This window comes from Vibrio sp. Vb0888, assembly GCF_033338835.1.
Taxonomy (GTDB): Bacteria; Pseudomonadota; Gammaproteobacteria; order Enterobacterales; family Vibrionaceae; genus Vibrio; species Vibrio alginolyticus.
Genome location: NZ_JAWOTL010000006.1, coordinates 242,592 through 267,124, shown reverse-complemented (window position 1 = coordinate 267,124; position 24,533 = coordinate 242,592). Strand labels below are relative to the sequence as shown.

15 protein-coding genes and 1 riboswitch are annotated in these 24,533 nt (G+C 46.6%); of the genes, 9 read left to right on the top strand and 6 right to left on the bottom strand.

The window, feature by feature from the left end; genetic code table 11:
* Positions 1-27: 27 nt before the first annotated feature.
* The 3 genes from recD to recC form a co-directional block, all read right to left on the bottom strand.
* Positions 28-2,175: an exodeoxyribonuclease V subunit alpha gene (gene recD, locus R7P72_RS11600; protein WP_025768225.1), complete on the bottom strand. Its 2,148-nt coding sequence runs from the start codon at positions 2,173-2,175 to the stop codon at positions 28-30.
* Complete coding sequence (gene recB / locus R7P72_RS11595; protein WP_182038658.1) at positions 2,175-5,849, bottom strand: exodeoxyribonuclease V subunit beta; 3,675 nt, start codon at positions 5,847-5,849, stop codon at positions 2,175-2,177. The genes recD and recB overlap by 1 nt, the downstream gene beginning before the upstream one ends.
* A 326-nt stretch (positions 5,850-6,175) precedes the next feature.
* A complete protein-coding gene (gene recC / locus R7P72_RS11590; RefSeq protein ID WP_318110520.1) occupies positions 6,176-9,667 on the bottom strand; it encodes an exodeoxyribonuclease V subunit gamma in 3,492 nt (1,163 codons plus the stop codon).
* Positions 9,668-9,919: 252 nt separating this feature from the next.
* Between recC and R7P72_RS11585 the strand changes: the two genes are divergently transcribed.
* Positions 9,920-11,743 carry a DUF3413 domain-containing protein gene (locus R7P72_RS11585; RefSeq protein ID WP_213907270.1) on the top strand — a complete coding sequence of 608 codons (1,824 nt, stop codon included), beginning with the start codon at positions 9,920-9,922 and terminating at the stop codon, positions 11,741-11,743.
* 75 nt (positions 11,744-11,818) lie between these two features.
* Here R7P72_RS11585 and R7P72_RS11580 read toward each other — a convergent pair whose 3' ends face one another.
* Positions 11,819-12,793 (bottom strand): TDT family transporter, encoded by a 975-nt coding sequence (locus R7P72_RS11580; protein WP_031779038.1) that lies wholly within the window; start codon positions 12,791-12,793, stop codon positions 11,819-11,821.
* Positions 12,794-12,902: 109 nt separating this feature from the next.
* On the opposite strand from R7P72_RS11580, the gene R7P72_RS11575 reads away from it, so the two are divergent.
* The 5 genes from R7P72_RS11575 to dapD all read left to right on the top strand — a co-directional run bounded on the left by R7P72_RS11575 (position 12,903) and on the right by dapD (position 17,678).
* Positions 12,903-13,829, top strand: a complete 927-nt coding sequence (locus R7P72_RS11575) for a LysR substrate-binding domain-containing protein (RefSeq protein WP_005380210.1) — start codon at positions 12,903-12,905, stop codon at positions 13,827-13,829.
* Positions 13,830-13,957: 128 nt separating this feature from the next.
* The gene (locus R7P72_RS11570) at positions 13,958-14,257 is read left to right on the top strand and encodes a YebG family protein (RefSeq protein WP_005380208.1); all 300 of its coding nucleotides are present in this window, start codon (positions 13,958-13,960) and stop codon (positions 14,255-14,257) included.
* Positions 14,258-14,413: 156 nt separating this feature from the next.
* Positions 14,414-14,489: riboswitch (Fluoride riboswitch) on the top strand.
* A 132-nt stretch (positions 14,490-14,621) separates the two neighbouring features.
* Complete coding sequence (locus R7P72_RS11565) at positions 14,622-15,314, top strand: iron-sulfur cluster assembly scaffold protein (RefSeq protein ID WP_005380206.1); 693 nt, start codon at positions 14,622-14,624, stop codon at positions 15,312-15,314.
* Between the two features lie 23 nt (positions 15,315-15,337).
* Positions 15,338-16,321, top strand: coding sequence for a GGGtGRT protein (locus R7P72_RS11560; protein ID WP_318110518.1), 984 nt, complete (start codon positions 15,338-15,340; stop codon positions 16,319-16,321).
* 325 nt (positions 16,322-16,646) lie between these two features.
* Positions 16,647-17,678 carry a 2,3,4,5-tetrahydropyridine-2,6-dicarboxylate N-succinyltransferase gene (gene dapD, locus R7P72_RS11555; RefSeq protein ID WP_042521367.1) on the top strand — a complete coding sequence of 344 codons (1,032 nt, stop codon included), beginning with the start codon at positions 16,647-16,649 and terminating at the stop codon, positions 17,676-17,678.
* 81 nt (positions 17,679-17,759) lie between these two features.
* On the opposite strand, the gene glpQ is transcribed toward dapD, so the two are convergent.
* Both glpQ and glpT read right to left on the bottom strand, forming a co-directional pair.
* Complete coding sequence (gene glpQ, locus R7P72_RS11550) at positions 17,760-18,815, bottom strand: glycerophosphodiester phosphodiesterase (protein ID WP_318110517.1); 1,056 nt, start codon at positions 18,813-18,815, stop codon at positions 17,760-17,762.
* A gap of 56 nt (positions 18,816-18,871) precedes the next feature.
* The gene (gene glpT / locus R7P72_RS11545) at positions 18,872-20,236 is read right to left on the bottom strand and encodes a glycerol-3-phosphate transporter (RefSeq protein ID WP_005380199.1); all 1,365 of its coding nucleotides are present in this window, start codon (positions 20,234-20,236) and stop codon (positions 18,872-18,874) included.
* 896 nt (positions 20,237-21,132) lie between these two features.
* On the opposite strand from glpT, the gene R7P72_RS11540 reads away from it, so the two are divergent.
* From R7P72_RS11540 to R7P72_RS11530, 3 genes are all read left to right on the top strand, one after another.
* The gene (locus tag R7P72_RS11540; protein WP_005380195.1) at positions 21,133-21,987 is read left to right on the top strand and encodes an MIP/aquaporin family protein; all 855 of its coding nucleotides are present in this window, start codon (positions 21,133-21,135) and stop codon (positions 21,985-21,987) included.
* Between the two features lie 59 nt (positions 21,988-22,046).
* Positions 22,047-23,564 (top strand): glycerol kinase GlpK, encoded by a 1,518-nt coding sequence (glpK, locus tag R7P72_RS11535; protein ID WP_005380193.1) that lies wholly within the window; start codon positions 22,047-22,049, stop codon positions 23,562-23,564.
* A gap of 159 nt (positions 23,565-23,723) precedes the next feature.
* On the top strand, positions 23,724-24,515 hold the full coding sequence (locus R7P72_RS11530) for a DeoR/GlpR family transcriptional regulator (protein WP_005380192.1): 792 nt from the start codon (positions 23,724-23,726) through the stop codon (positions 24,513-24,515).
* Positions 24,516-24,533 lie beyond the last annotated feature (18 nt).

Genomic DNA, 24,533 nt, shown 5'->3' with positions numbered 1-24,533 from the left:
CCGAGCCATAAGCTCGGTCTTCTTGTTTTAGTTGGTAAGCCGCTTTACTAACCCACTCGCGCGAGTGGTTTTCACCTTAATGCCTCGCTTCAGAACATTGAGCTCGGCGTAAAGAGCTAAACGCTTTTTCGCGCGGGTAATGCCTGTGTAAATCAACTCACGGGTTAATATCGGGCTAAAGTCTGGTGGCAAAATCATAAGGGTGTAATCAAATTCACTGCCTTGCGATTTATGGATGGTCATGGCGTAAGCCGTTTCATGTTCAGGTACTCGGCTTGGCAAGACCGATTTCACACTGCCGTCAGGTAACTCGAAAAAGACTTTCAAACGCGGTTCTTCTTCACTGTCATCTCGCATACAAATACCAATATCACCGTTATACAAACCTAAACCGTGATCATTACGCGTAACCATGACAGGTCTGCCGTGATACCAAATTTCATCCTGAACTTGAATTAACTTGCGCGCCGCAAGCGCTTTCTCGATGCGTTGGTTTAGCCCAGCCACACCGAAGTCACCTTCACGGATCGCGCACAGCAGTCGGCATTGATTGAAGGTATCTAACACCGCTTTGGCTTTGTGCGTTAGCGACTCTGGCTCTCCGGTTTTAGGATCAGTTTCCTGTTGTCCAATGCGTTTGAGGTAACGACCGTATTCCTGCACCAACGTCTGCATCATTTGGTTGTAATGTTGACTACTTAGTGCGAAATGTTCGATATCGGAAAAGTCACGCGCCCAGACGTTATCTACGCTCGCAGCAGAACCGGAATTAACCGCTTTTGCCAACTGACCAATGCCTGAGCGAGCGTCAAATCGGTAGCTCTTTTGCAGCATACATAAACTATCAGCAATGCTAGATGCACTGTTACCCGTATGGGCTAAAGTATCGAAGCCCGTCAGTTTTGCGATGGCTGACGCCTGCTCTTTGCCATAACCCAACGCATGGAACGAACAGATATCACCCAACACTGCCCCTGCTTCAACTGAGGCAAGTTGATCTTTATCACCTAGCAAAATCAGCCGCGCATGTTTCGGTAAGGCATCGACCACTTTATACATCATTGGTAAATCGACCATCGACGCTTCGTCGATAACCAAAATATCCAAATGCAGTGGATTTTGCTTGTTGTGACGAAATTCTGCGCTATTAGGAATCGCACCCAGCAACCGATGTAAGGTACTCGATTCAGTCGGAATTTTGGCTTTTAGCTCCGGAGAAACTGGCAGCTCTTGCACCGCTTTACCAATGGACTCGGTTAATCGCGCCGCCGCTTTCCCCGTCGGGGCCACCAGCTTGATGGTTAGATTTTTCTCTTGCGTCGCCTGTTCAATCAAAGCAGCAAGCAATTTGGTTACTGTCGTCGTTTTACCCGTACCAGGGCCACCAGAAATCACAGCAAATCGACGAGTTAACGCAACCGCCGCCGCGACTTTTTGCCAGTTCACACAAGCTGAGAGTGGCACGAGTTCATCCAGTATTTGCAAATCTTGAACCTTGCGCGCATTGCTAAGCACGGAATCAATGGCGTGCCAATCCAACGATTCGCTTGCGACCACATCAAGGTGGTCACACACCAATTGCTGACGCAACACTTGGTTGCTGCTTCCCGCTTCTACTGCTTTGCCCAACGCGTTAAACAGAAAATGGTATTGGCGTGCGAACAGATGGTTGAGCAACTCCGATAATCGCGCAAACTCTTGTGGTTGCAAGTTAACTGCGGCGCCCAGCTGATTGAGCTTTTCCGCCAGTGTCACTTCATAATGCCAATAGCGATGCAGATACAGACGCTCACCATCGAACATTAAAGGCAAGGCTTCTCCTTGCGCGCCGACCACGCTGGAATTTTGTAATACTTGAATCCAGTCTATGCCTTGCAACTGTGTGTTAAGCGCCAATGCCGACTCACCAAACAGCCCTAGCTTACTGGCTAAATCCGTAGTTTGCCCTTGTGCATCGCACAGAGACAGACAGATATGTCCTTTACCAAGCTCACTACTGACAACACCAGCGATAAACGCCAGTGCTTGGCTGTCCGACTGTTCATCATGCGTTTGAGAATCAATAAAACAGGCGAATTGGTAGTCGAGCTGACGAATAGCACCTTTGTGCGCCAAGCGTTCCAACACTACCAATAGGCTATCTTGGTCAGAATGAAGATTGTGATTTGTCGTCATTAAAGTAGCTCCATCTGCCCGGCTTGAGTTGAGCGCGTTTCAAGTACTTGACCATCAATCAAACGATCCATCTCTTGTAAGAACTCGAAAGTTGGTTTCGCGGCAAAAATGCCGTGGTCACTCTGCCCATCCATGCCGCGCAAGAACAAGTAATACACGCCACCAAAGTGCTGTTCATAATCATAATTGGCCAATCGGCTGCGTAGGAAACGATGCAGGGCTAACGCATAAATCTGGTACTGCAAATCGTAGCGGTGATCTGCCATCGCCGATTTCAGAGCCTCACCATGATAGTGCGTCACATCGTCGCCAAGATGATTCGATTTCCAGTCAAGCACGTAGTATTTACCTTGATGTTCAAACACCAAGTCGATAAAACCTTTGAGCATGCCTTGCACGGTTTGGAAACCTAAATCCCCCGCTTTCGCCGACAACGGATCGTGACGTTGAATGACTCGGTTTAACGCCGGTGCAGACAAAACTTCAATCGGCAGCAAAAATTCCATCTCCACCAAACGTTGCGACGGTGCTTTTTGATTCAGCAGCAAAGACTTACCATCCAACGGCGTTGCGAGTACGGTATCAATCAATTGCTGTAAAATAGGTAGCCACTCTTCATCGAGCTGTTCGCTTTCCATCAAGCCAAGGATGATTTGTGTATTCTCTTCCGTAGTGGCTGGCTGAGTAAATTCAACTTCCTCAAACAAGCTGTGCAGGAACGTACCCGGACGCGCACCACGAGGGAAGGTAAAAATAGAGCGCTCTGGCTCCACCAAATCCGCTTCGTCTTGCTCTTCAGATGAGTCGATATCAAAACCCGTAATCTCAATCGTGGCATCATGCTCGGCGTGATGAGAGCCTTGCTTGACCAAGCCAGAATAACTGGTGATGCGCCAGTTTCTATCGATAGGGTTTTGCAGCTCTTTCGCGCTAAGATCGTGTATTTCTTCTTGTGGCGCTACGTACTTCTCTTCGAGTTGTTGCGGCGGATCGGCCACAACGACACAATCAAGCTCGTCTTGTTGCTTTGTTAAACCTTGTTGCAAATCGTTAATGCCACCTTCTTGACCATTTTGAATCAAATAGCCAATCGCACTGCGGTGTACACCAGTTGGCTCTTTGGTCGAACGGCCATTGCGCAAAGGTGAGGCACCGATAAAACACGCATACACAGCTCGCGTTAGTGCTACGTATATCAAGCGTAAGTCTTCCGCCAAACGCTCTTTATCCGCTTGCTTCATGGACGCATCGTTGCCAGTAATATCCAGTACCGTGCGGTCATTGGCTGCATCGTAATATTTGGCTTCACTGGCTTCTCGATAGCTGAACACAAACGGCAGAAATACGAGGTCATACTCCAAGCCTTTTGATTTGTGAATAGTTACGATCTGCACTAAGTTACGTTCCGATTCTAAACGTTGGATTTGGTCATCACTGCCACCCAAACCGTTTTCCGCATCACTGATAGACTGAGCGAGCCAACGCAGTAGACCGTGATCGCTGTCCAGTTCATTACTGGCTTGTTGAAGCAGTTCACCGATGTGCATTAAATCGGTAAGCACTCGCTCACCATTTTCACCCTGTGAACTCGCGCCTTCTTCTAGTAATCGCTCGGCAATATGGCGTTTGCTGATCACCGCCCGCAGCATCGGCAGCACACCACGCTGAACCCAAAGTTTGCGATATTCTTTGAATTCGTTTACGGCGTTTTCCCACACAATTTCATCGTTATTAAGTGCATCCAAACTTGCTGCATCAAGGGCAAACAGCTCAGAGGCAAGACTTGCACGCAGCGCACGGTCATTTTCTGGAGTCAGCACCGCTTGCAGCAAACGCTGTAGATCCTGCGCCACTGAACTGGTAAACACACTGTCTCGGTTAGACAGGTACACGCTGGCAATGCCTTGTTCAGCCAGCGCTTGTTTGATCATTCGACCTTCACTACCTGTTCGAACCAACACCGCGATATCGCCCGCTTGAACCGCTTTCTGTTTTTCGCCATTCACCAGACACGCTTGCCCCTGTTGAGCCTGCGTCAAAATAGTTTGGATTTGGCTTGCAGTCGCCTCTGCCATTCGAGTCAAATACTCGCCTTTTGGTAGCGGTTTATCGTCCGCTTCTTGCAACCAATAAGTCAGCGCCGGTTGCTTTTGGCCACCCATAGTCCAAATGCGTTTTTCGGCATTGGGACTGTACTTAACGGGTAAGAACGGAATATCTGAATCATAGATAAATGGACTGTCTGGCAAAGCAAATACTTGGTTTACCGCCTGCACCATATCTGCGCTAGAACGCCAGTTGGTTCCTAACGTATAGTGGGCACTTACTTGGTTACGCGCTTTGATATAAGTGAAAATGTCTGCGCCACGAAAGCCATAAATCGCCTGCTTGGGATCACCGATCATAAACAAACCACATTCCGGATTATTCAGATAAATACGGCTGAAAATACTGTATTGAAGCGGGTCGGTATCTTGGAACTCGTCAATCATTGCGACGGGATACAAAGTACGAATACGCGCCGCTAAAAGCTCGCTTTCGTCCGTATCGATAGAAGCAGAAAGTTGCGTCAGCAAATCATCGAAAGAGAGCCACTGTTTTTGATTTTTCGCGTTGGCCAGCATTGCACGACAATGCTCAATCGCATGAGCAAGCAGTGGCGCTTTTAAGCTGATTGGATTGGCAAGAAATGTTTCAATGGCTTCAAATACCGCATGCTGCGGCGCACTGCCTTTCGGTGTTTTTTCCAACAAGACGTTTTGCGCGAATTTCTCCAGCTTGTCTGGATAATCGTAACCTGTAGTTTCCGTTGCCGCCCAAGCGTTTACCACCTCCAACCACGTCGGCAGAGACTTTTTGGTATAGCTACGTTTGTTAATACCTGAATCTGAAATCAGCGTTAAGAAGTCATCTTGGCTTTCTCGCCACTGTGCTTTTAATTCATCAATTTTTTTCAAATTTTCAGTATGAAGATCAGCCAAACTGCCTTTCATTGCTGGAACAGAAAGGCTTAACGGCGCACCAGTTAAGTAATTGCTGATGTCAGACAACAACGCAGATGGAGAGCTCCATAGCTGGCGAATTTCCCCAGCCAAGGTAAACGGCAACGGGTAGAAATTGCGACGCCAGTAATCGGCTACAACTTGCGCTTTTAGGTGACTTTCATCGGTCACAAACTCGTTATTAAATCGGCTGCCAGATTCAAACGCATTTTGCGTTAGCATACGTTGGCAAAAACCGTGAATGGTGTAGACCGCCGCCTCGTCCATCTGACGCTCTGCCTGCAATAAAATTTCTGCGGCTTGCTTGTGATCGTCAAACTCATTAAGCAAAGGTTGGATCACCGGATCGGAACTCTGTCCACGCGCAAACGCGATTCGCGCATCATGGATTCTTGCCCTGATACGATCGCGTAATTCCGCAGTTGCCGCTTCGGTAAAGGTTACGACCAGAATTTGGTCGACCGTAAGCGGTACGCGATGCCGAGTTTCCGCGCTGCCGTGACCAAGCAAAAGGCGCAGATATAAACCTGCAATAGTGAAGGTTTTACCTGTACCTGCTGATGCCTCGATTAACCTCGCACCATGCAGAGGAAACGTCATCGGTTCTAGTGGCGTTGGTTGAGGTTGCTCTGTGCGGTCTAACGTATGTAGAGGACACTCTGCACCTGACATTTGATCCATAACGCTGAATCTCTCCAGATTATTTACTAGGACGTATCACCTAATAAATGTGATCTATAGTTAAAAATTCTATTAATATGTTTAACAAGTTGGATAATTTAGAGCTTTGTGAGATCTTTCTCACGGTTATCCATAAGACGTACCGTTAGTATGCGCCCCACGAGATAAGCCAAACCTTTTGGCGGCACAACTCAAATGAATTAAACAAAAGTATCATGGTCCCTCTGACCTTGTGGCCGTACAGCGAACGCCCTACAAAAAATAATGATTTTCTGGCGGCCACCCTACTCTTCCTTCTCTTTATCCAACTGTCTTTATTACGCTTTTACGTCATCAGCGTCTTGAACCGCTAAGCGCGCACCTTGCAAAACTAATGCTGTCAGCAAACGAACTTCTGAGGCCAACTCATCATTCCAAGCAGGCCAAATTCGAGAGATGTACGCATTATTGCCTTCGCCCGGGCTCATGAAGCCATCATTGAATGCGTCAGCCATTTTCTTCAAAGATTTCTCTTCGTCATCTACCCACTGACCGCGACTAAAGCCCGCTTCAACACAAGCCAACGCCGTTTTCGGGAAATAAGGCAAAGGCTTAGTCATGCCTTCGAAGAATAAGCGAACTAATTCAGTCAGTAGCTGTTTGGCATACTGAGCATCGGCAATTTCTGGGTAGATCAAATGCAGCGCGCCTTCTTTACGATCGTAACCAATGATGTGGGTTTTCTTAGCATGACCCGACGCCGACATGGCAAGGTGATCGATCCACGCAGCAAGGTAATCCTGCGAGCGAATCTTACCGCTTCGATAGCGAATCAAACCGGATTGGTAGCATTGAGTTAGCCAACCTGTTAGGCGAACGTTTTTCTCTTCGCCTTCATTTCGCTCAAACAAGGAATCAAACGTCAGGTCGATTTCCAAATCGTCTTGAGGCGCACCAGATAAAAACGCCAGTTTATCCACCAGCTCTTCCGCCTGAACTCGGTTGGTTTCAAACTCGATATCACCAAACGCCCCCACCGGCAGTTTGCCTTGCGCGCGCTGTTGACTCATAAAGTGTTTAAGCACCTCTGTTGTTTTCTCTGGCTGCATCAATGTCGTTTCAAGCAAGGTTTCTAACAGCTCATCACGCATTTGATAGCTTTCCAAACCACCTACAACAAAGGGTTCGTCGTCTTCCATCACCGGTAGCGGCGGTTCAAAGATTACTTTTAAACGACGATTGAAAAAATACTGCACAGGTAAGCGCCAGAAACGTTGCAACTCTACTAAGTCGAGCTCAAGTGGGAACGTCGCTCCTAACAGATAGTCGTCTAATGCCCGATTAAAATCACGACGAACATAGCCTTGCGATTGACTACTTTGAGTCAATGCCGCTGGAATCCACTCTTTCGCGTAGCTGGCGTGCATGCCTTGGAACGCACTTGGGCTAAACGGCACCATGGCGTGGGTATTCACCAACGCATTTAATAAGTTGTCGCCAGACTCATCAACGGGCAACGCTTCATCACCACTTAAACAATAGTTCTGGTGGCAGTATTCCATCAGCTCAGAAACCAGAACCGAAGGCACTCGCTCGGTATTGTCTTGGATTGAACGGCCAACATAACTGATGTAGAGCGTTTGCTGTGCCGATAACATTGCTTCGAGGAATAGGTAACGGTCATCATCTCGGCGCGAACGGTCGCCCGGTTTGGTTCTTCCCGTCATCAAGTCAAAGCCTTCTGGCGGCATGGAGCGTGGGTACACGCCGTCATTCATCCCCAGTAGGCAAACGGTTCTAAACGGAATAGAGCGCATCGGCATCAGGGTACAAAAGTTCACTTGACCAGCCAGGAAGCGCTGGCTGACTCGTGTGCCAGATAATTTGTTTTGAAGGTATTGGCTGATGATCGACGGAGATAACGCATCATCAAATGCGGCATCAGCTAATTGCTCTTTGAGTTGGCTGAGCGTATCGCGAATGGATTTGAGCGCCATTTCGCCTTCTAACTCAACTGAGAAGAAGTCATCCAGCAGTGAAACCAAAGTCTCTCGCCAACCATCAATAGTCTGAACATGAGAAAGTTTGCTTCGATAAGTGCTAATTTGTTGAATAAAGTGTGCCAACTTGCCCGCCAGCTCTGCGCCCATGCCTTGCACTTCGTTGTACGGAGACAAACTGCCTTGCTCGGTTTCAAACAAACCTGCGGATTCTGGCATCGCGTAGCCAAGCAACATGCGTTGAATACCAAATTGCCATGTGTTTTGACGGGTTTCCGGCAGTTCAAATTCGCGTCCGGTATTGGCATCCAATCCCCAGCGAATCCCCGATTCCTCAACCCATTGTTTGGCTTGTAAAAAATCATCTTCGCTGAGTTCAAAACGCTTTAATATCGCTGGAGTTTCCAGAAGTTCGAGTAGTTCTGATGCCAAACAGCGCGTATTGGGTAAGTTCACCAACTGCATAAATGCGGCCAGAATTGGGCTCTCTTGATCGGCGGTTCGGTCAGAAATCGAATATGGAATAAAACGCTCACCCGGCGCGTTACCAAAGACCGCCTGAATCGCAGGGCTGTAAGCGTTGATGTCCGCGACCATCACGATAATATCGCGCGGTTTTAACGTTGGGTCAGCATCGAACATCGCCAATAGTTGATCATGCAGCACTTCCACTTCGCGCATCGGGCTGTGACAAACGTGTAGGCTCAGTGATTTATCACCCAAGCTAACCACTTGTTTGTGATGACTGTTTTCAATCTGTTGGTCATCTTGATGTTCTTCAAGATTGAGAATATCCGCTTGCAATTGATGGAGCAGACTGTCGCGCTCAACATCAACAAAGGCTTCGATTTCATGAGATTCCAGCTGAGACAACAGATACATATTGTCACGCCCGAGTTTACCCATGGATGCCAACAGACTGTTTCCGACCACATCGGTGTGCAGCTCATCGATCACATTATCTTCCAGTGATCCTTTCAGTTGCTCAGTTTCACCTTGCACTTCCGAGTGATCGTCCTGCCACACAACGTGCTGACGATGTTTCGCCGCCAAACGAGCCAGATATTTGCGATCTCGAACTTCACCCCAGTAATAACGACACGGGTTGGTGAACATCAGATGCACGTCGATGTGTTCACCAATTGCTTTTAGCGCATCCATATAGCGAGGCGGCAACGAAGAAATGCCAAAAACAAACAAACGCTTGGGTAAATGGTCAAAATTGCCGTTAAAACTCTCTAACGTGTCGATAAAGTGCTCATAAAGGTTGGCACGGTGATATGGAGACTGTCCTAATGACACAGTGTGATCATACAACGCTTGCCATAAGATCGGCTGCCACGGATGCTCATCTTCCAGCTCTGGCACACTCTGCCCTGCTTCCCAACTTGCGATCCACTCCGGACGATACACCAAGTAACCATCGAAAATATCGGCAATTTTCTCAGCCAGTTGATACAGCTTAGAGTGATCACTGTCATCTTTGAGGTACTGCGCTAACGGCGAAAACACGTCTTGGTTGAGAAGCCCCGGCAGCAGATGCATCAACTTCCAAGTCATCGCTTCTTTGTTAAACGCACTGCGTTTTGGCACGTCTGGCAACACCTGCGTAAACATTTCCCAAATGAAGGTAGCAGGAAGCGGAAAATCAATGTTCGCGGCAACACCAAACTCTTTGGCCAATTCCATTTTTAGCCACTGAGACATGCCCGGACTTTGAACCAGAATTTGTTCTTTTTCGAACGGGTTTTCCAGCGGACTGATTCGAATCAGTTCGACAAGGAGTGATTTAAGAACGTCAACTTGGTTGGAGTGATAAACAGTAAACAAATTGGGAATACCGAGCGCCGATTGAAACTGTTAGCTAGCTTAGCACAGCCCCATTTAAACCCGCAGTGATCTCGCGTTCGGAAAAAACAAAAGGTTATATATCACTCAAATAGAGTATGAATCTTCTGAATTTTCACATGTCAATCAAGTCTGACACTTCCATACAAAATGTGACATTCGTCGCAACTATTCCATAATAAAAAACACTGTTTTATACTCCCTCTACCCATAATTTATAAACAAACAAAAAGTATGTTTCGCAAACTGTCTTCCAACAGCGCTTGGCTGATTGCTTTTTTTGCTTGCTTTGCAGTGTACCTGTCGATCGCTTGTTATCCTTTTGTGTTGTCTAACAATCAGAATGAACCGCTAACCTTGTTGCAAGGTTACTATTTGGTTTCGACTCAATATGGCTGGCTGGGCTTGATCGCTCTTCCATTTATGTTGTTGAGTTTATTGCTCTCTTTTCTACCGACTCGAGCATTCAAAGGTATCGTGATCGCTATCGCGATCTGTCTATTGATCATGTTTAAAGTCGATATCCTCGTTTTTCAGCAATACAAACTTCACATCAACGCTCTATTAATCCGTATGTTTTTCGAAGGTGGCGGTCATGTCTTCGATATTTCGTGGATGAGTTGGCTTATCTTCGTCAGTGAAGTTGCCGTTCTGGTGATCGGGCTCGCTTGTACCGTTTGGGTAAGTAATCAACTGGCACAAAGCCGAGCTAAGTTCGTTTTGATCAGCGTCTGGTTTGCTGTATTGCTTAGCACGCAGATGATTCATGCGTACAAAAACGCACTTTACGACGATGAAGTCAGTCAGTTTTCGAATAACTGGCCACTTTACTACCCGCTGACGGCTCGTAAATTTATTTACAAACACGACCTAGTGGATGAGAGCATTGCATCGAAGAACCGCGTAGAGTTAACCAACATTGAACGTAGCTCACTCAACTACCCGCTTGCGCCGATTCAAGTGCAAAGCAAAGAGAAACAGCCCAATGTTTTGTTTATCTTGGTTGACGCGTGGCGCTACAGTGATGCGACGCCGGAAATCATGCCAAATGTCAGCAAGTTCGCCGAAAAAACGGTAAATTTCACACAACATATGAGCGGCGGCAACTCAACTCAAGCGGGTATTTTCAGCCTGTTTTACAGCTTGCCAGCAACCTACTGGGAAAGCTTTTACGCAAGTCAACGCTCTCCTGTTTTTATGGATACGCTGCAAGCAGAAGGCTACCGCATGGGCATTTTTGGCTCGGCACCGCTCACCAGCCCGCCACTCTCTCGCACGGTATTCAAAAAAGTGTCGGACTTGACCCTGAAACAAACTGGAGAAACAGCTATCGAGCGCGATCAGCAGATAACAGACAAGTTCATCGAGTTCCAAAAGCAGGACAGCGACAAGCCGTACTTTGGTTTTCTGTTCTACGATGCCGCCCACGGCACGGTGTTTCCCGAACCTGAATTTGCGAAATTCAAACCATACTGGGAACGCGTTGACCACATTTTGCTCAACAACGATTTTGACGCTTCGCTTTACCATAATCGATACAAGAACTCGTTGTACTACATCGATAGCTTGATTGGTGATGTGCTGAAAAACGTCGACTTAGACAATACCATTGTGGTGATTTCATCAGATCATGGTGAAGAGTTTAATGACCATAAGATGAACTATTGGGGCCACACGGGTAACTACAGTGACGTTCAAGTACATGTGCCTCTTTACGTGTACATGCCAAATCGTCAGCCAGAGCAAGTTGATTACCGCACGACCCATTTTGACGTCGTGCCAACCATGATGAATACGCTGTTTGACGTTCAAGGAACAACGAGTTCATACAGCGTTGGTCATAACTTGTTTGATAGCTCTGCCTCTCGCGATTGGTATATTGCAGGCAGCTACTACAACTATGCATTGGTCGGCAAAGAACTGATGCTTGTGGTCAACCCTGGCGGGCACTCTCAGCAACTGAATCGCCAGTTAAAAGTCGAGAAAGAACAGAAAGTTCCTGTCGATATCATTCGTCATTCTCTGGATGAGATGTCGCGATTTTACAAAAAAGGCTAGCGTCCAACATCGACGCCGATTGAAATAAAAAAGCCTCTTGGTTGTAAGACCAAGAGGCTTTTTCCTATCTGCTATTTAAGCGTGATGAGCGTGCATCAAGCGTGGCTGAATCAACAAGTTGTTGATGTATTGTAAGGCCACATAAGAGACAACAAATGTTGCCACAATCAACTCAAGACCAGCTAAGCCGCGCACTTGTTGAACATAGTGCGCAGCCAATCCTTGCAACTCCATCCAATTGGCCATTTTAAACAGCGCCGTCGCACCGATCACCATCGGGAAAGTGAACGCCGCATAGCCTGGGCTAAATGGCAGTCTAAGCAATTTAAAGAATGCGAGGTAAATGATGGCTGTCATCAATACCGCGATACCAAATAGCATAGCGATGATCACTGGTGATGGTGTCGCAGTGACCGTTAAGTACCCTGCCAATGATAGACTTGCTGGCGCTGCCATGATTGCCATTGTTGGTTTCGCTGCATCCGGAATTTCATGGGTAAACATGAAACGGTAAATCATCATCGGCAACATGATCGCGTACGCCACCATACCGAACATCAATGCACCTTGTGCCACTGGTGCTAACATCGGGTTGCCAGAGAAAGACACATCTGCAACGATGATACCCACAGGCGGTACAAACCAACTAGGAACCATGTGGTGCAATTCAAAATCTTTGGCGCGATGGTAAACAAAGCTCACCAAGAACACGATGTGCAAAACCACCGCAATCAGCCAAAGCGCATCGCCAGCTAATGGGTAAAAATGGCCGAGAGAGTTCGATACCACCATAGTGCCCATCGCAAATGTCGGAACCACGCTGCCCACAACCGGATGAGCAAGATCTTGTCTCAACAGATGATTATGTAGCAAAAACTTGGTTGCCAATATAGCCAACAATATGCTTGCGATACCCGCACTAATCCACTGTCCGTAGCCATGTAATTCGGCGAAGTTTTCCCAACTCCAGCCCAAGCTTGCAATACCAAGAGCCAAACCCGCCATTGGAGTTGGCGCTCCCATTATTTTTGCTTTTGTTCTTTGAATCATGATGACCTCAACCAGACTCACTCTTGATGGGACGTATAATACGCTTGCACTTCGTTCCGATATATCTAATTATTTAAAACAAACGTTCAGAATTACTTAACGGTGGGGTATGGCAAGTCACATTTCTCTTAAACAACTGAAAGTGTTTACGACGATCACGCAGCACAAAACGCTCACAGCGGCTTCTGATAGTCTCTTTTTATCGAAAGCCGCAGTGAGCATGGCACTCTCAGAATTAGAAAAACAGATCGGCCATCACTTGTTTGATCGTGTTAATAACCGACTGATTTTGAACCAAGAAGGTCAAAAACTGCTACCACTGGCGGATGAGTTACTCAACCGAGCCAAAGACATCGAGAGCATTTTCGATGGTGACCAAGCGCTATCGGGCCAACTTCGCATTGGTGCCAGCGACACCATTGGCAACCAAGTCGCGCCCTATTTGCTTAGCGAATTTCGTCAGCAAACGAACCATCGTTCTCAAAGCCTGTTCATTTCTAACTCCGCACAAATCTGCGACATGCTGACCGATTACGAGTTAGACATAGCCCTCATTGAGGGCAAAACACTTCACCCTGAATTGCAGTCTACCCAGTTTAGCGAAGATGAAATGTGCGTGATTTGCGCGCCCGATTACCCAGCCGCGCACGAAGGGCCAGTAAACTTAACCGAGCTAGAAAACAGTGAATGGATATTGCGAGAGGCAGGGTCCGGTTCACGCGAATTTTTTATGCGCGTTATCGCGCCGCGCTTGGAACATTGGCATGAAGCTTTTCAGCTCAATACCACCGAAGCGTTGATCAACTCAGTATCGGCAGGGTTAGGCTTGGGCTGCTTGTCACGTTTGTCTGCAGAACCTGCTATTCGTGACGGCCGCGTAAAACTGCTCGACATGCCTTTAGATATGAAACGTCGCTTCTGGTTACTGGTTCATAAAGAGAAATATCAAAGCCCATTGCTCAAAACGTTTATCGAATTTTGCCAAGATTGGGAGCGACCAGCAAACCTTCCTTTGGCGGACAAATCCGCAAAGTGAAACCAAGATAGTTTAAATGCTAGTCAGTTAGTTGTACGTGTCTCTCATTCTGAGGCTTGTCGCTAGACTTGATTGGTCAAAAACTGTATAAAAAGCCAGTATCAATACACCAAATTAGGGGACCAACCATGGCTGTAATCGTCAAGTACGTGGTAGAACGCAATGGAGAAGAGAAAATGACTTTTACCTCTAAAGCGGAAGCTGACGCATACGACAAAATGCTGGATATGGCAGACGAGTTATTCTCACTGCTGGGTAAAAGTGAACTTCTAGAAGACGAAGGTAAGCAAGAAGATCTTGCAATGTTCCTTGCGCAAAACAAAGAAGAAGTGCTTTACGCTCTTGGTGCAAAACGTAAACCTGCACCAAAAAAAGCAAAGAAGCTTGAAGCTGTTGAAGAAGATAGCGAGCAAGAAGACGCTGCATAAGCCTCTCATTTGTTTAGAAAAAACGTCGCATTATGCGGCGTTTTTTTATTCCTTCCGTTTATCTCCATATATCTCTGAGAATATAAAGAACCGATTTAATATCCCAAATTGCTCTAAATTTCATGTTGCAGATTAGTGTGACTTAGATCTAGTCTAAATGGGTTCGGTGATGGGGTACCACCGGAATCGAAAGATTCGAACCGCTGTTAAAGCTAATGACTCCTACAGAAACGAAAACAGGTCAGCCCTGTTGGAAGTGCTTTCGCTTATGTTGTGAAAGCGAGAGTTCTGTAGTGAGCAATTCAACTCTTCTCCAACGCCGCTCCTGTTTTCTCAAAAATTAAAAATACACTGGGAAAACATTATGCAATATTCACACGAAATCCAATCAATGTGCCCGATTCAACGCGGCGATCTTCATGCATCTGCACCGATCCCTGTTGAAGGCGCAATGATCAATCCAAAAGACGTTATCGCGATTTCTGGTCTTAGCCACGGCGTTGGCGCTTGTGCTCCTCAACAAGGTGCAGCAAAACTGACTCTTAACATCAAAAACGGCATCATCGAAGAAGCTTTGATCGAAACGATCGGCTGTTCAGGCATGACTCAATCAGCCGCGATGGCCGCAGAAATTCTAACAGGCAAAACCATTCTGGAAGCACTGAATACCGACTTGGTATGTGATGCTATCAACGTCGCGATGCGCGAAATCTTCCTTCAATTTGTTTACGGTCGTACTCAATCTGCTTTCTCTGAAGGTGGCTTGGAAATTGGTGCGGCATTGGAAGACCTTGGTCAAACTCAACGTAGCCAAGTGGGTACTAGTTACTCAACTAAAGCAAAAGGCGTGCGTTACATGGAGTTAGCAGAAGGCTACGTAACAAAACTCGCGCTAGACGAAAACAAAGAAGTGATTGGTTACCAATATCTCAACCTAGGCAAGATGATGAAAGCCATCAACGAAGGCGTATCTGCAGCAGAAGCCGCAGACAAAGCAACGGGGACTTACGGTCGTTTTGACGAAGCCGTAACGACCATCAACCCACGCCAACAATAATTACCACCAAGAGGAAAGAGATTATGAACACTCCAATTACTGAATCTGTACGTCGCACATTAGACGAAATGCAACTTTCTTCTCCGGAAGAGGCTTACCAATACTGTATGGATCGTGGTATCGACCCTAAAGCACTAGTGATGGACACTCAACCTATCGCGTTCGAAAGCGCGGCCGATGCCTACACACTGGGTACGGCTTTGGCGATTTTCCGCGGAGCAAAAACAGCAGAAGAAGCTGCAAACATCATCGGTGAAGGTCTTCAGGCGTGCACTAAACCCGGCAGCGTGGCAGAGCAACGCCAAGTGGGTATCGGTCACGGTGCATTGGCGGCTCGCCTACTGAATGAAGAAAGTGGCTGTTTTGCTTTCCTTGCTGGCCATGAGTCATTCGCAGCGGCAGAAGGCGCAATCAAAATCGCATTGAACGTGAACAAATCACGCAAAAATCCGTTGAAAGTGATCCTAAATGGCTTGGGTAAAGACGCCGCTTACCTAATCTCACGCATCAATGGTTTCACTTACATACGCACTCAATACAACTACCAAACTGGTGAGTTAGTGGAAGTAGAGCGTCGCCGTTTCTCGCAAGGTCCACGTGGTGAGATCCTTTGTTACGGTGCTGATGATGTACGTGAAGGCGTGGCTATTATGCACAAAGAACAAGTGGACGTGAGTATCACTGGTAACTCGACTAACCCGACTCGCTTCCAGCACCCAGTTGCCGGTATCTACAAAGCAGAGCGTAACCGTGAAGGCATGCCTTACTTCTCTGTGGCATCAGGTGGTGGTACTGGTCGTACTCTACACCCAGATAACTTGGCGGCTGGTCCTGCTTCTTACGGTATGACAGATACCATGGGTCGCATGCACGCTGATGCTCAGTTCGCGGGTAGCTCTTCAGTACCAGCACACGTAGCGATGATGGGCTTCATCGGTATGGGCAACAATCCAATGGTAGGGGCAACGGTTGCACTTGCAGTAGAGGTCGGTGAGCTAAGCCTCTAAGCCGATTTATCGCTTTACTATCTAAAGCCAGTAAATCCAACAAACCCAGTGTAGGGGGAGTGACTTCGGTCCTCCCCTTATTTTTTTGCGATGCTCCCTTCTCCCACTTCACTGTGTCTCTGCCCAAAATCTGTCTGATAAGGCTTTTGCGACACATTTCTCATCAGACAAACATATCTCTAAAAAGACAAAAGGTATCCATCTACAGACTTTATCTATTTCCCCTCTTTAAACTCCCTAGCACTCTCATTATGATGACTGACAACTTAATTATTTCTTGTCAATGAACAGACGAGACACAAGACTCAACACATGGAGATCAACTATGGCTTTCTTCTCTCTAGCCTTTGGTACGGCAACTAAAAACCGCGACGGCAAAATCATCGAAGCGTTTTTCCCAAACCCAGTTCTTAACCCAAGCGAAGCGCTTGTTAACGCACTAGCAGCAGTAGCAGGTTACGAGCAAGGCAACCAAGCTATCGAGATCTCTGCAGCACAAAGCGCAGAACTAGCAGCAGCATTTGAAGCAAACGGCGATGCAGCAAACGCATCTTTCGCAGCAAAAGCAGCAGAATCAGCACAACCACTTGTACTGGTTATCCTAGCTACGGATGAACAGCCACAAAGTGTTGCTGAAGGCTTCCTAAAACTTCAACTTATCTCTAACCGTCTAGTTAAGCCACACGGCACAGTACTAGACGGTATCTTCGGTCTACTGCACAACATCGCATGGACTAACGAAGGTCCAATCGATCTACCTGAACTAGCAGAGCGTCAAATTGAAGCTCGCCTAGCGGGTCGTGCACTAAGCGTAGATTGCGTAGACAAGTTCCCTAAAATGGTGGACTACGTAGTACCAACTGGCGTTCGTATCGCTGATACTTCTCGCGTACGTCTTGGCGCACACGTTGGCGAAGGCACAACAGTAATGCACGAAGGCTTCATCAACTTCAACGCGGGTACAACAGGCGTGAGCATGGTTGAAGGTCGTATCTCTGCTGGCGTAGTGGTTGGTAACGGCTCTGACATCGGCGGCGGCGCATCTATCATGGGCACACTATCTGGCGGCGGTAAAGTTGTAGTTTCTATCGGTGAAAACTCTCTACTAGGCGCGAACGCAGGTCTTGGCTTCCCAATGGGTGACCGTTGTACTATCGAATCAGGTCTGTACGTAACTGCTGGTTCTAAAGTACGCATGCTAGATTCTGCTGGCCAAGAAGTAGAAGTAGTGAAAGCACGCGATCTTGCAGGTGTTTCTGACCTACTGTTCCGTCGTAACTCTGTAACAGGTCAAATCGAGTGTCTTGCTAACAAGAGCGCGGTTGAACTGAACAGCGAACTGCATAAAAACAACTAATTCATTCGTGAATTAGCCCTACGAAAAATCCCCCAGCAGGAAACTGTTGGGGGATTTTTTAGCTTACAGCAAAATGCGTGATTACTGATTTAAAAAGCTGACCGCTTTATCTGGGAAATCAGTAAACAAACCATCCACTTTTACTTGGTTGTAGTACACATCCATCATGCCTTCAAAACTGTCAGTGTACGCTGGAATGCGTCCTGGATCGGCGCGGAACGTGTATGGATGCACTTGCAAGCCAGCGTCTTTTGCAGCCTTCATCAACGGCTTGATGATGATATTGTCTTTGGTTGACTTATCATCCACCAGCATCGGCTTCCAAGGTCCAATTCCTTCCGCGTAACTCGCTACTTTCTTCATTCCGTCGGCTTCGGACATCCAGTCATAACTGTATGGTGTTGCCTTGTCGCCTTTATACACCATAGTTTCGTTCCAGTCCGTGTAAGCCATAAGCTGAACGAGCTTTAAGTCCATGTCCATTGCAGGCATAAGTTCACTGTTGATGCGTTGAAGTTCATTCGCATCAAAACACTGAAGGTAGACTTTGTCGTCTTGAGAGCCGTAACCGTACTGCTTCAAGACTTTAAGTACTGCTTTAGAAATGTCCTTACCTTCATGACGATGGAACCAAGGCGCTTTAATTTCTGGGTAAATACCGATGTCATAACCCAGCGTTTTGTTTAAGCCTTGGATCAGCTCAATCTCTTCAGCAAACGTCGGCACGGTGAAATCAGATTTCCACATAGGGAATCGGGTTGGATAGCCCGCTACTTTGTTGCCTTTCTCATCGATGTTGAACCCTTCGGTAACTTGCAAGGATTTGATTTCCGCCAGAGTGAAATCAATCGCGTAATAACGACCATCTTTACGTGCACGATCAGGAAAACGCTCCGCAACATCCGTTACGCGATCGAGATAATGGTCATGCAACACGACCAACTGGTCGTCTTTCGTCATTACCACATCTTGCTCTATGTAGTCAGGTTTCATTGCGTAAGCAAGTGCTTTGGCTTCTAGCGTGTGCTCAGGCAAGTAGCCCGATGCACCACGATGCGCAATGACAAGCGGCTTCGCAATCGCACCAGCAGAGAGGCTAAGTGCTAAAAAAGTAAGACATACTGACTTTGTTTTCATTGTTATTTCCTTGATAAAGCGAAGAGGCAGTATTCCACTGCCTCTTTAAATAAATATTACGCTAGCGCTTCCTTCTCGCGCTCTTTTTGCTCGTGGTGCGCACGTTCACCTAAGAAGGCGTACATCAAACACACGATAGAAGTAATACAAGAACCCACTAAGATGATAAAGCCACCATCCCAGCCAAAGTGGTCTACGGTGTAGCCCAAAATCGCGTTTGCGGCAACTGCCCCACCCAGGTATCCAAACAAACCAGTAAGACCAGCGGCAGTACCTGCGGCTTTCTTCGGAGCGAGTTCAAGTGCGTACAAACCGATCAGCATAACCGGACCATAGATTAGGAAGCCTATTGCAATAAGCGCCATCATATCTACTGTTGGGTTGCCCGCAGGGTTAAACCAATAAACCATCACTGCAACTGTCACTAGCACCATAAATAAGATACCAGCAGGTGCACGACGACCTTTGAACAATTTGTCAGAGATCCAACCACACAATAGTGTTCCTGGAATGCCAGCCCATTCGTATAAGAAATAAGCCCATGACGATTTATCTACCGAGAAATCCTTCGCTTCTTTTAGGTAAACAGGTGCCCAGTCCAGTACGCCGTAACGAATTAGATAAACAAATGCGTTTGCAATTGCAATCGACCAAAGAAGTTTGTTGTTGAAGACGTATTTGAAGAAGATTTCCTTCGCTGTCATTTCTTGTTCATGGGACTTGTCATAGTCATCTGGGTAATCGTCTTTGTATTCTTCAATAGGAGGCAGACCACAAGACTGAGGGGTATCGCGAACCGTCATCCAAACAAACACAGCAACCAACGTGGCGAAAAATGCAGGAACATAAAATGCAGTGCGCCAATCATCGTTAAATGCCCACAGGCCAAGAATAAATAGTGGACCAATCAAGCCACCACCCACGTTGTGCGCCACGTTCCAAACCGAAACGATCTCACCACGCTCTTTACGTGACCACCAGTGCACCATGGTTCGGCCACAAGCAGGCCACCCCATCCCTTGGAACCAACCGTTTAAGAAAAGCAAAATGAACATCGCAGTGACGCTACCAGTCGCCCATGGCATAAAGCCAAAGCAAAACATCACTAATGCAGACATCAATAGGCCGCCACTAAGGAAATAGCGAGGGTTGGAGCGGTCTGAAACGCTGCCCATTAGAAACTTAGAGAGACCATATGCAATGGAAACAGCTGCCAAGGCGACACCTAAGTCTCCGCGGCTAAAGCCTTGCTCGATAAGATAAGGCATCGCCAAACTGAAGTTTTTACGAACTAGATAGTAACCGGCGTAGCCAACAAAGATACCGATAAAGAGTTGCCAACGGAGGCGAGAGTAGGTGCTATCGATGCTGCCAGGGGACAGACGATCAATGTGCGCCTTAGGTTTGAATATTCCAAACATAGGAACCTCATTATTTTGTATGCGATGGTAAAAACACAAAAGGAGCGAACGAAACAAAATAAATATTCGTTCGAAAGTTCATGAATTGTATGGAGTTAGGATTTTATTTCTGTGACAAATGTTGCACATGAATTAAATATAAGTAAATACAGTAAATTATATGAGCATTAATTAGATCATCGTTCAACTTTACTCAAGATTCGTTAATATGAAACTGATATTCAAACCTCTCACTTGAGCATTCCAATTCGAAACCTTTGAAACAAAGGCTCGAATTAGAACATAAACTAACCGTAAAAAGGGCGATTTACGCCTGCCCTACTCGCTCCGAACCAACTAATAACTAAAAAGCTGAAAAACGATCACGTTTAGCATCAAACGAAATAAAAAAAACAATTTTTATTTGAATACAAGCCGAAGCAATGATTCACAAACACAAGACATTAACAGCGTTTATTCTCTTCTCAACTCATCCTATTGGTACCAATGGGATGACGATTTTTTCTAAAAGTCCAAACATGACAGCGTATTTTTTATATCACTGCTATCCCTTGATACATTTGACATTCCGCTACTCCTTTAGGGTTAATTGCTACACAAGTTCTGTGCAATAAGTCTCCAAGCACGTAGCAGCTTCACAAAACTCCTCTTACCAGTTGTGCATTCTTTTTCACATCGGTAATTTGAGCGCTCTCAACACTGGCCTCGTGACAAATAAATTATTTTCGTTGTGTTCTTTTCCGGTTAAAAGATGCGCCATTTAACAAAAACGAAGACTTTGATTAACAAATCTATGCTCAAACGCTCATTTTTAACGCTCGTTTGTTTTCGCAAACGTTTATATATGCACAATAGTATCGTGCTAGACAGGCAAAAATGATCAAAGGACTTTTAACATGACAACGAACAAACACCCCTCTCTGCTCGGAGAATGTTTGGCCGAGTTTATCGGTACAGGACTACTTATTTTCTTCGGCGTAGGCTGTGTTGCAGCCTTAGTTCTAACAGGCGCATCATTTGGACAATGGGAAATCAGTATTGTATGGGGCTTCGGTGTCGCCATCGCTATTTACTGTACGGCTGGCGTCTCTGGTGCACACATCAACCCTGCCGTTACCATCGCACTTGCTATGTTCCATGGTTTTGATAAGGCGAAAGTGGTGCCATACATTATCGCTCAAATGCTTGGGGCATTCTGTTCTGCTGCATTGGTATACAGCTTATACAGCAACCTTTTCACCGACTACGAAATCGCTCATAACTTCGTTCGCAGCAGCCAAGATGCACTAGCAACTGCTGGTATCTTCTCAACCTATCCGCATGCCTCCCTCTCTTTCTTTGGTGCTTTTGCTGTGGAATTCGTTATCACTGCTGTGCTGATGTTTGCGATTCTGGCTCTGGGCGATGAAAATAACGGCGCGGCACGTGGCGCAATGAACCCTCTATTAATCGGTATTTTGATTGCCGTCATCGGTGGTTCACTTGGTCCACTAACAGGCTTTGCGATGAACCCTGCTCGTGACTTTGGACCAAAGCTGTTCGCTTACTTCGCAGGTTGGGATTACGCTCTGACAGGTGCTAAAGACATTCCTTACTTTATCGTGCCTTTACTTGCTCCGATTGCAGGTGCGTGTTTTGGTGGTTGGTTGTATCCAAAAGCGATTGCCGCTTACCTTCCACAACAAGGCCACGGTTGTACGATTCCAAACCAATGTGAGACGGAAGAAGAAACAGAAGAAGCTAGAGCTTAAAACTGACGTAACTCGAACATTTACTAAAATATAAATAACGAAACAAAAGGATTCTTACCATGACTGAGCAAAAATACATTGTTGCCCTAGACCAAGGTACAACAAGCTCTCGCGCAGTGATTCTTGATCATGATGCGAACATCGTAAGCGTCGCGCAACGCGAATTTACTCAGATTTATCCAGAAGCTGGTTGGGTTGAACATGATCCAATGGAGATCTGGGCAACACAAAGCTCTACCTTAGTAGAAGCTCTAGCTAAGTCTGGCATCCGTAGCGACCAATTAGCGGCTATCGGTATTACTAACCAGCGTGAAACGACTATCGTCTGGAACAAAGAAACAGGTAAACCCGTTTACAATGCGATTGTATGGCAATGTCGCCGTACTGCTGATATCTGTGAAGATTTAAAAGCACGCGGTCTCGAAAACTATGTACGTGACAACACTGGTTTGGTGCTTGACCCTTACTTCTCCGGTACCAAAGTTAAATGGATTCTGGACAATGTTGAAGGCGCACGAGAAGACGCAGAAGCAGGTAAGCTGTTGTTTGGTACTGTCGATACTTGGTTAGTTTGGAAGATGACTCAAGGTCGCGTTCACGTAACCGACTACACTAACGCATCGCGTACCATGCTGTTTAACATCAACGATCTATGTTGGGATCAAAAAATGTTAGATGAGCTTGGCATCCCAGCATCTATGATGCCAGAAGTGAAGCGCTCATCGGAAATTTACGGTAAAACCAACATCGGTGGTAAAGGCGGTACTCGTATTCCTATTTCTGGAATCGCAGGTGACCAACAAGCGGCGCTTTACGGCCAAATGTGTGTTGAAGCGGGTCAAGCGAAAAACACTTACGGTACGGGTTGTTTCTTGCTAATGAATACTGGCCAAGAAAAAGTCACTTCGACACATGGCCTTCTAACTACTTTGGCTTGTGGTCCTGCAGGCGAACCAGCTTATGCACTTGAAGGCGCCGTATTCATGGGTGGAGCTTCTATCCAATGGCTACGCGATGAATTGAAAATCCTAAACGGTGCAGAAGACTCTGAATACTTCGCGACAAAAGTGGATACATCAAACGGCGTTTATGTCGTGCCTGCATTTACTGGTTTAGGCGCTCCATACTGGGATGCCTACGCACGTGGCACGATTGTCGGCCTTACTCGCGGTGTGAATTCAAACCATATCATCCGTGCAACATTGGAAGGCATCGCTTATCAAACTCGTGACGTACTGGATGCGATGCAAGCTGACTCAGGCATTAAGCTTGCGAACCTTCGCGTCGATGGTGGTGCAGTAGCGAACAACTTCCTAATGCAATTCCAATCCGATGTATTGAACACAGAAGTACACCGCCCTCAAGTAACTGAGGTTACCGCTCTTGGTGCAGCCTACCTTGCCGGCCTTGCAGTTGGTTACTGGGATAGCATTGATGAGTTGCAGAATAAAGCGGTACTTGATCGCACCTTTGAGCCACACGATGATGAAGAAAAACGCAATCGTCGTTACAAGGGCTGGAAACGTGCAGTGAAATGTGCACAAACCTGGTCTGAACTTCACGACGAAGAAGATTAATCTCATCTCCATAAGAAAAAAAGAGCGCCATTTGTGCGCTCTTTTTGCGCTTTATCCCCGATTCCTGAACTCGCTTACTTCTCACAACGAGCAAATTCGAGCACAATAGAGCTTCGAATTTGAAGCATTGGCCGTTACCAATGCACAAGGGAGTGGTAAGTGAAGCAAATACCTCGACACCAGCAGATTGTTGAGCTGGTGAAAAAACAAGGCTATGTCAGCACGGATGAGTTAGTAGAAAGATTCAATGTCAGCCCACAAACCATCCGACGCGATCTCAATGAACTCGCCGATGACAACAAAATTCGTCGTTATCACGGTGGAGCCACTATTCCTCTCAGTTCTGAAAACACATCTTACAACACGCGTAAAGCGCTCAACTTCAATGAAAAAGATGTCATTGCAGACGAGGTAGTCAAACACATTCCAGATGGTGCCACACTATTCATCGATATCGGCACCACACCAGAAGCAGTTGCGCGAGCGCTCAATAAAAACCATAAACAGTTGCGTGTTGTCACCAACAACATCAATGTTGCGACCATTCTTTTCCCTAACCCTGAAATCAAAGTCATCTTAGCGGGTGGAGAAGTCCGCAGCAGAGACGGCGGTATTGTTGGCGAGGCTACCCTCGATTTCGTTAAACAGTTCCGTCTCGACTTTGGTATTCTCGGCATTAGCGGTATCGACTTCGATGGCTCGCTATTAGACTTTGATTACCACGAAGTCCGGGTCAAACAAGCGATCATTGACAATAGCCGTAGTGTATTTCTTGCCGTAGACCACACCAAGTTCGGGCGCAATGCTATGGTGAAACTAGGCAATATTGCACAGCTCAACATGATCTTTACCAATAAGCAGCCACCAGAAGAAATCTTGTCAATTTTGAAGGAAGCTTCTATCCCACTTGAAGTGGTTGAAGCTAACGAATCAAACTCCGAAAACGAGTAACGTCAATCGTATAACTCC

Bases quoted from the DNA above. Each gene is read 5' to 3' on its own strand.
- R7P72_RS11560 (WP_318110518.1), top strand. From the start codon at position 15,338: ATGAACACTCCAATTACTGAATCTGTACGTCGCACATTAGACGAAATG.
- R7P72_RS11565 (WP_005380206.1), top strand. From the start codon at position 14,622: ATGCAATATTCACACGAAATCCAATCAATGTGCCCGATTCAACGCGGC.
- recD (WP_025768225.1), bottom strand. From the start codon at position 2,175: ATGACGACAAATCACAATCTTCATTCTGACCAAGATAGCCTATTGGTA.
- R7P72_RS11580 (WP_031779038.1), bottom strand. From the start codon at position 12,793: ATGATTCAAAGAACAAAAGCAAAAATAATGGGAGCGCCAACTCCAATG.
- glpK (WP_005380193.1), top strand. From the start codon at position 22,047: ATGACTGAGCAAAAATACATTGTTGCCCTAGACCAAGGTACAACAAGC.
- glpT (WP_005380199.1), bottom strand. From the start codon at position 20,236: ATGTTTGGAATATTCAAACCTAAGGCGCACATTGATCGTCTGTCCCCT.
- R7P72_RS11570 (WP_005380208.1), top strand. From the start codon at position 13,958: ATGGCTGTAATCGTCAAGTACGTGGTAGAACGCAATGGAGAAGAGAAA.
- recB (WP_182038658.1), bottom strand. From the start codon at position 5,849: ATGTCAGGTGCAGAGTGTCCTCTACATACGTTAGACCGCACAGAGCAA.
- R7P72_RS11585 (WP_213907270.1), top strand. From the start codon at position 9,920: ATGTTTCGCAAACTGTCTTCCAACAGCGCTTGGCTGATTGCTTTTTTT.
- R7P72_RS11575 (WP_005380210.1), top strand. From the start codon at position 12,903: ATGGCAAGTCACATTTCTCTTAAACAACTGAAAGTGTTTACGACGATC.
- glpQ (WP_318110517.1), bottom strand. From the start codon at position 18,815: ATGAAAACAAAGTCAGTATGTCTTACTTTTTTAGCACTTAGCCTCTCT.
- dapD (WP_042521367.1), top strand. From the start codon at position 16,647: ATGGCTTTCTTCTCTCTAGCCTTTGGTACGGCAACTAAAAACCGCGAC.
- R7P72_RS11540 (WP_005380195.1), top strand. From the start codon at position 21,133: ATGACAACGAACAAACACCCCTCTCTGCTCGGAGAATGTTTGGCCGAG.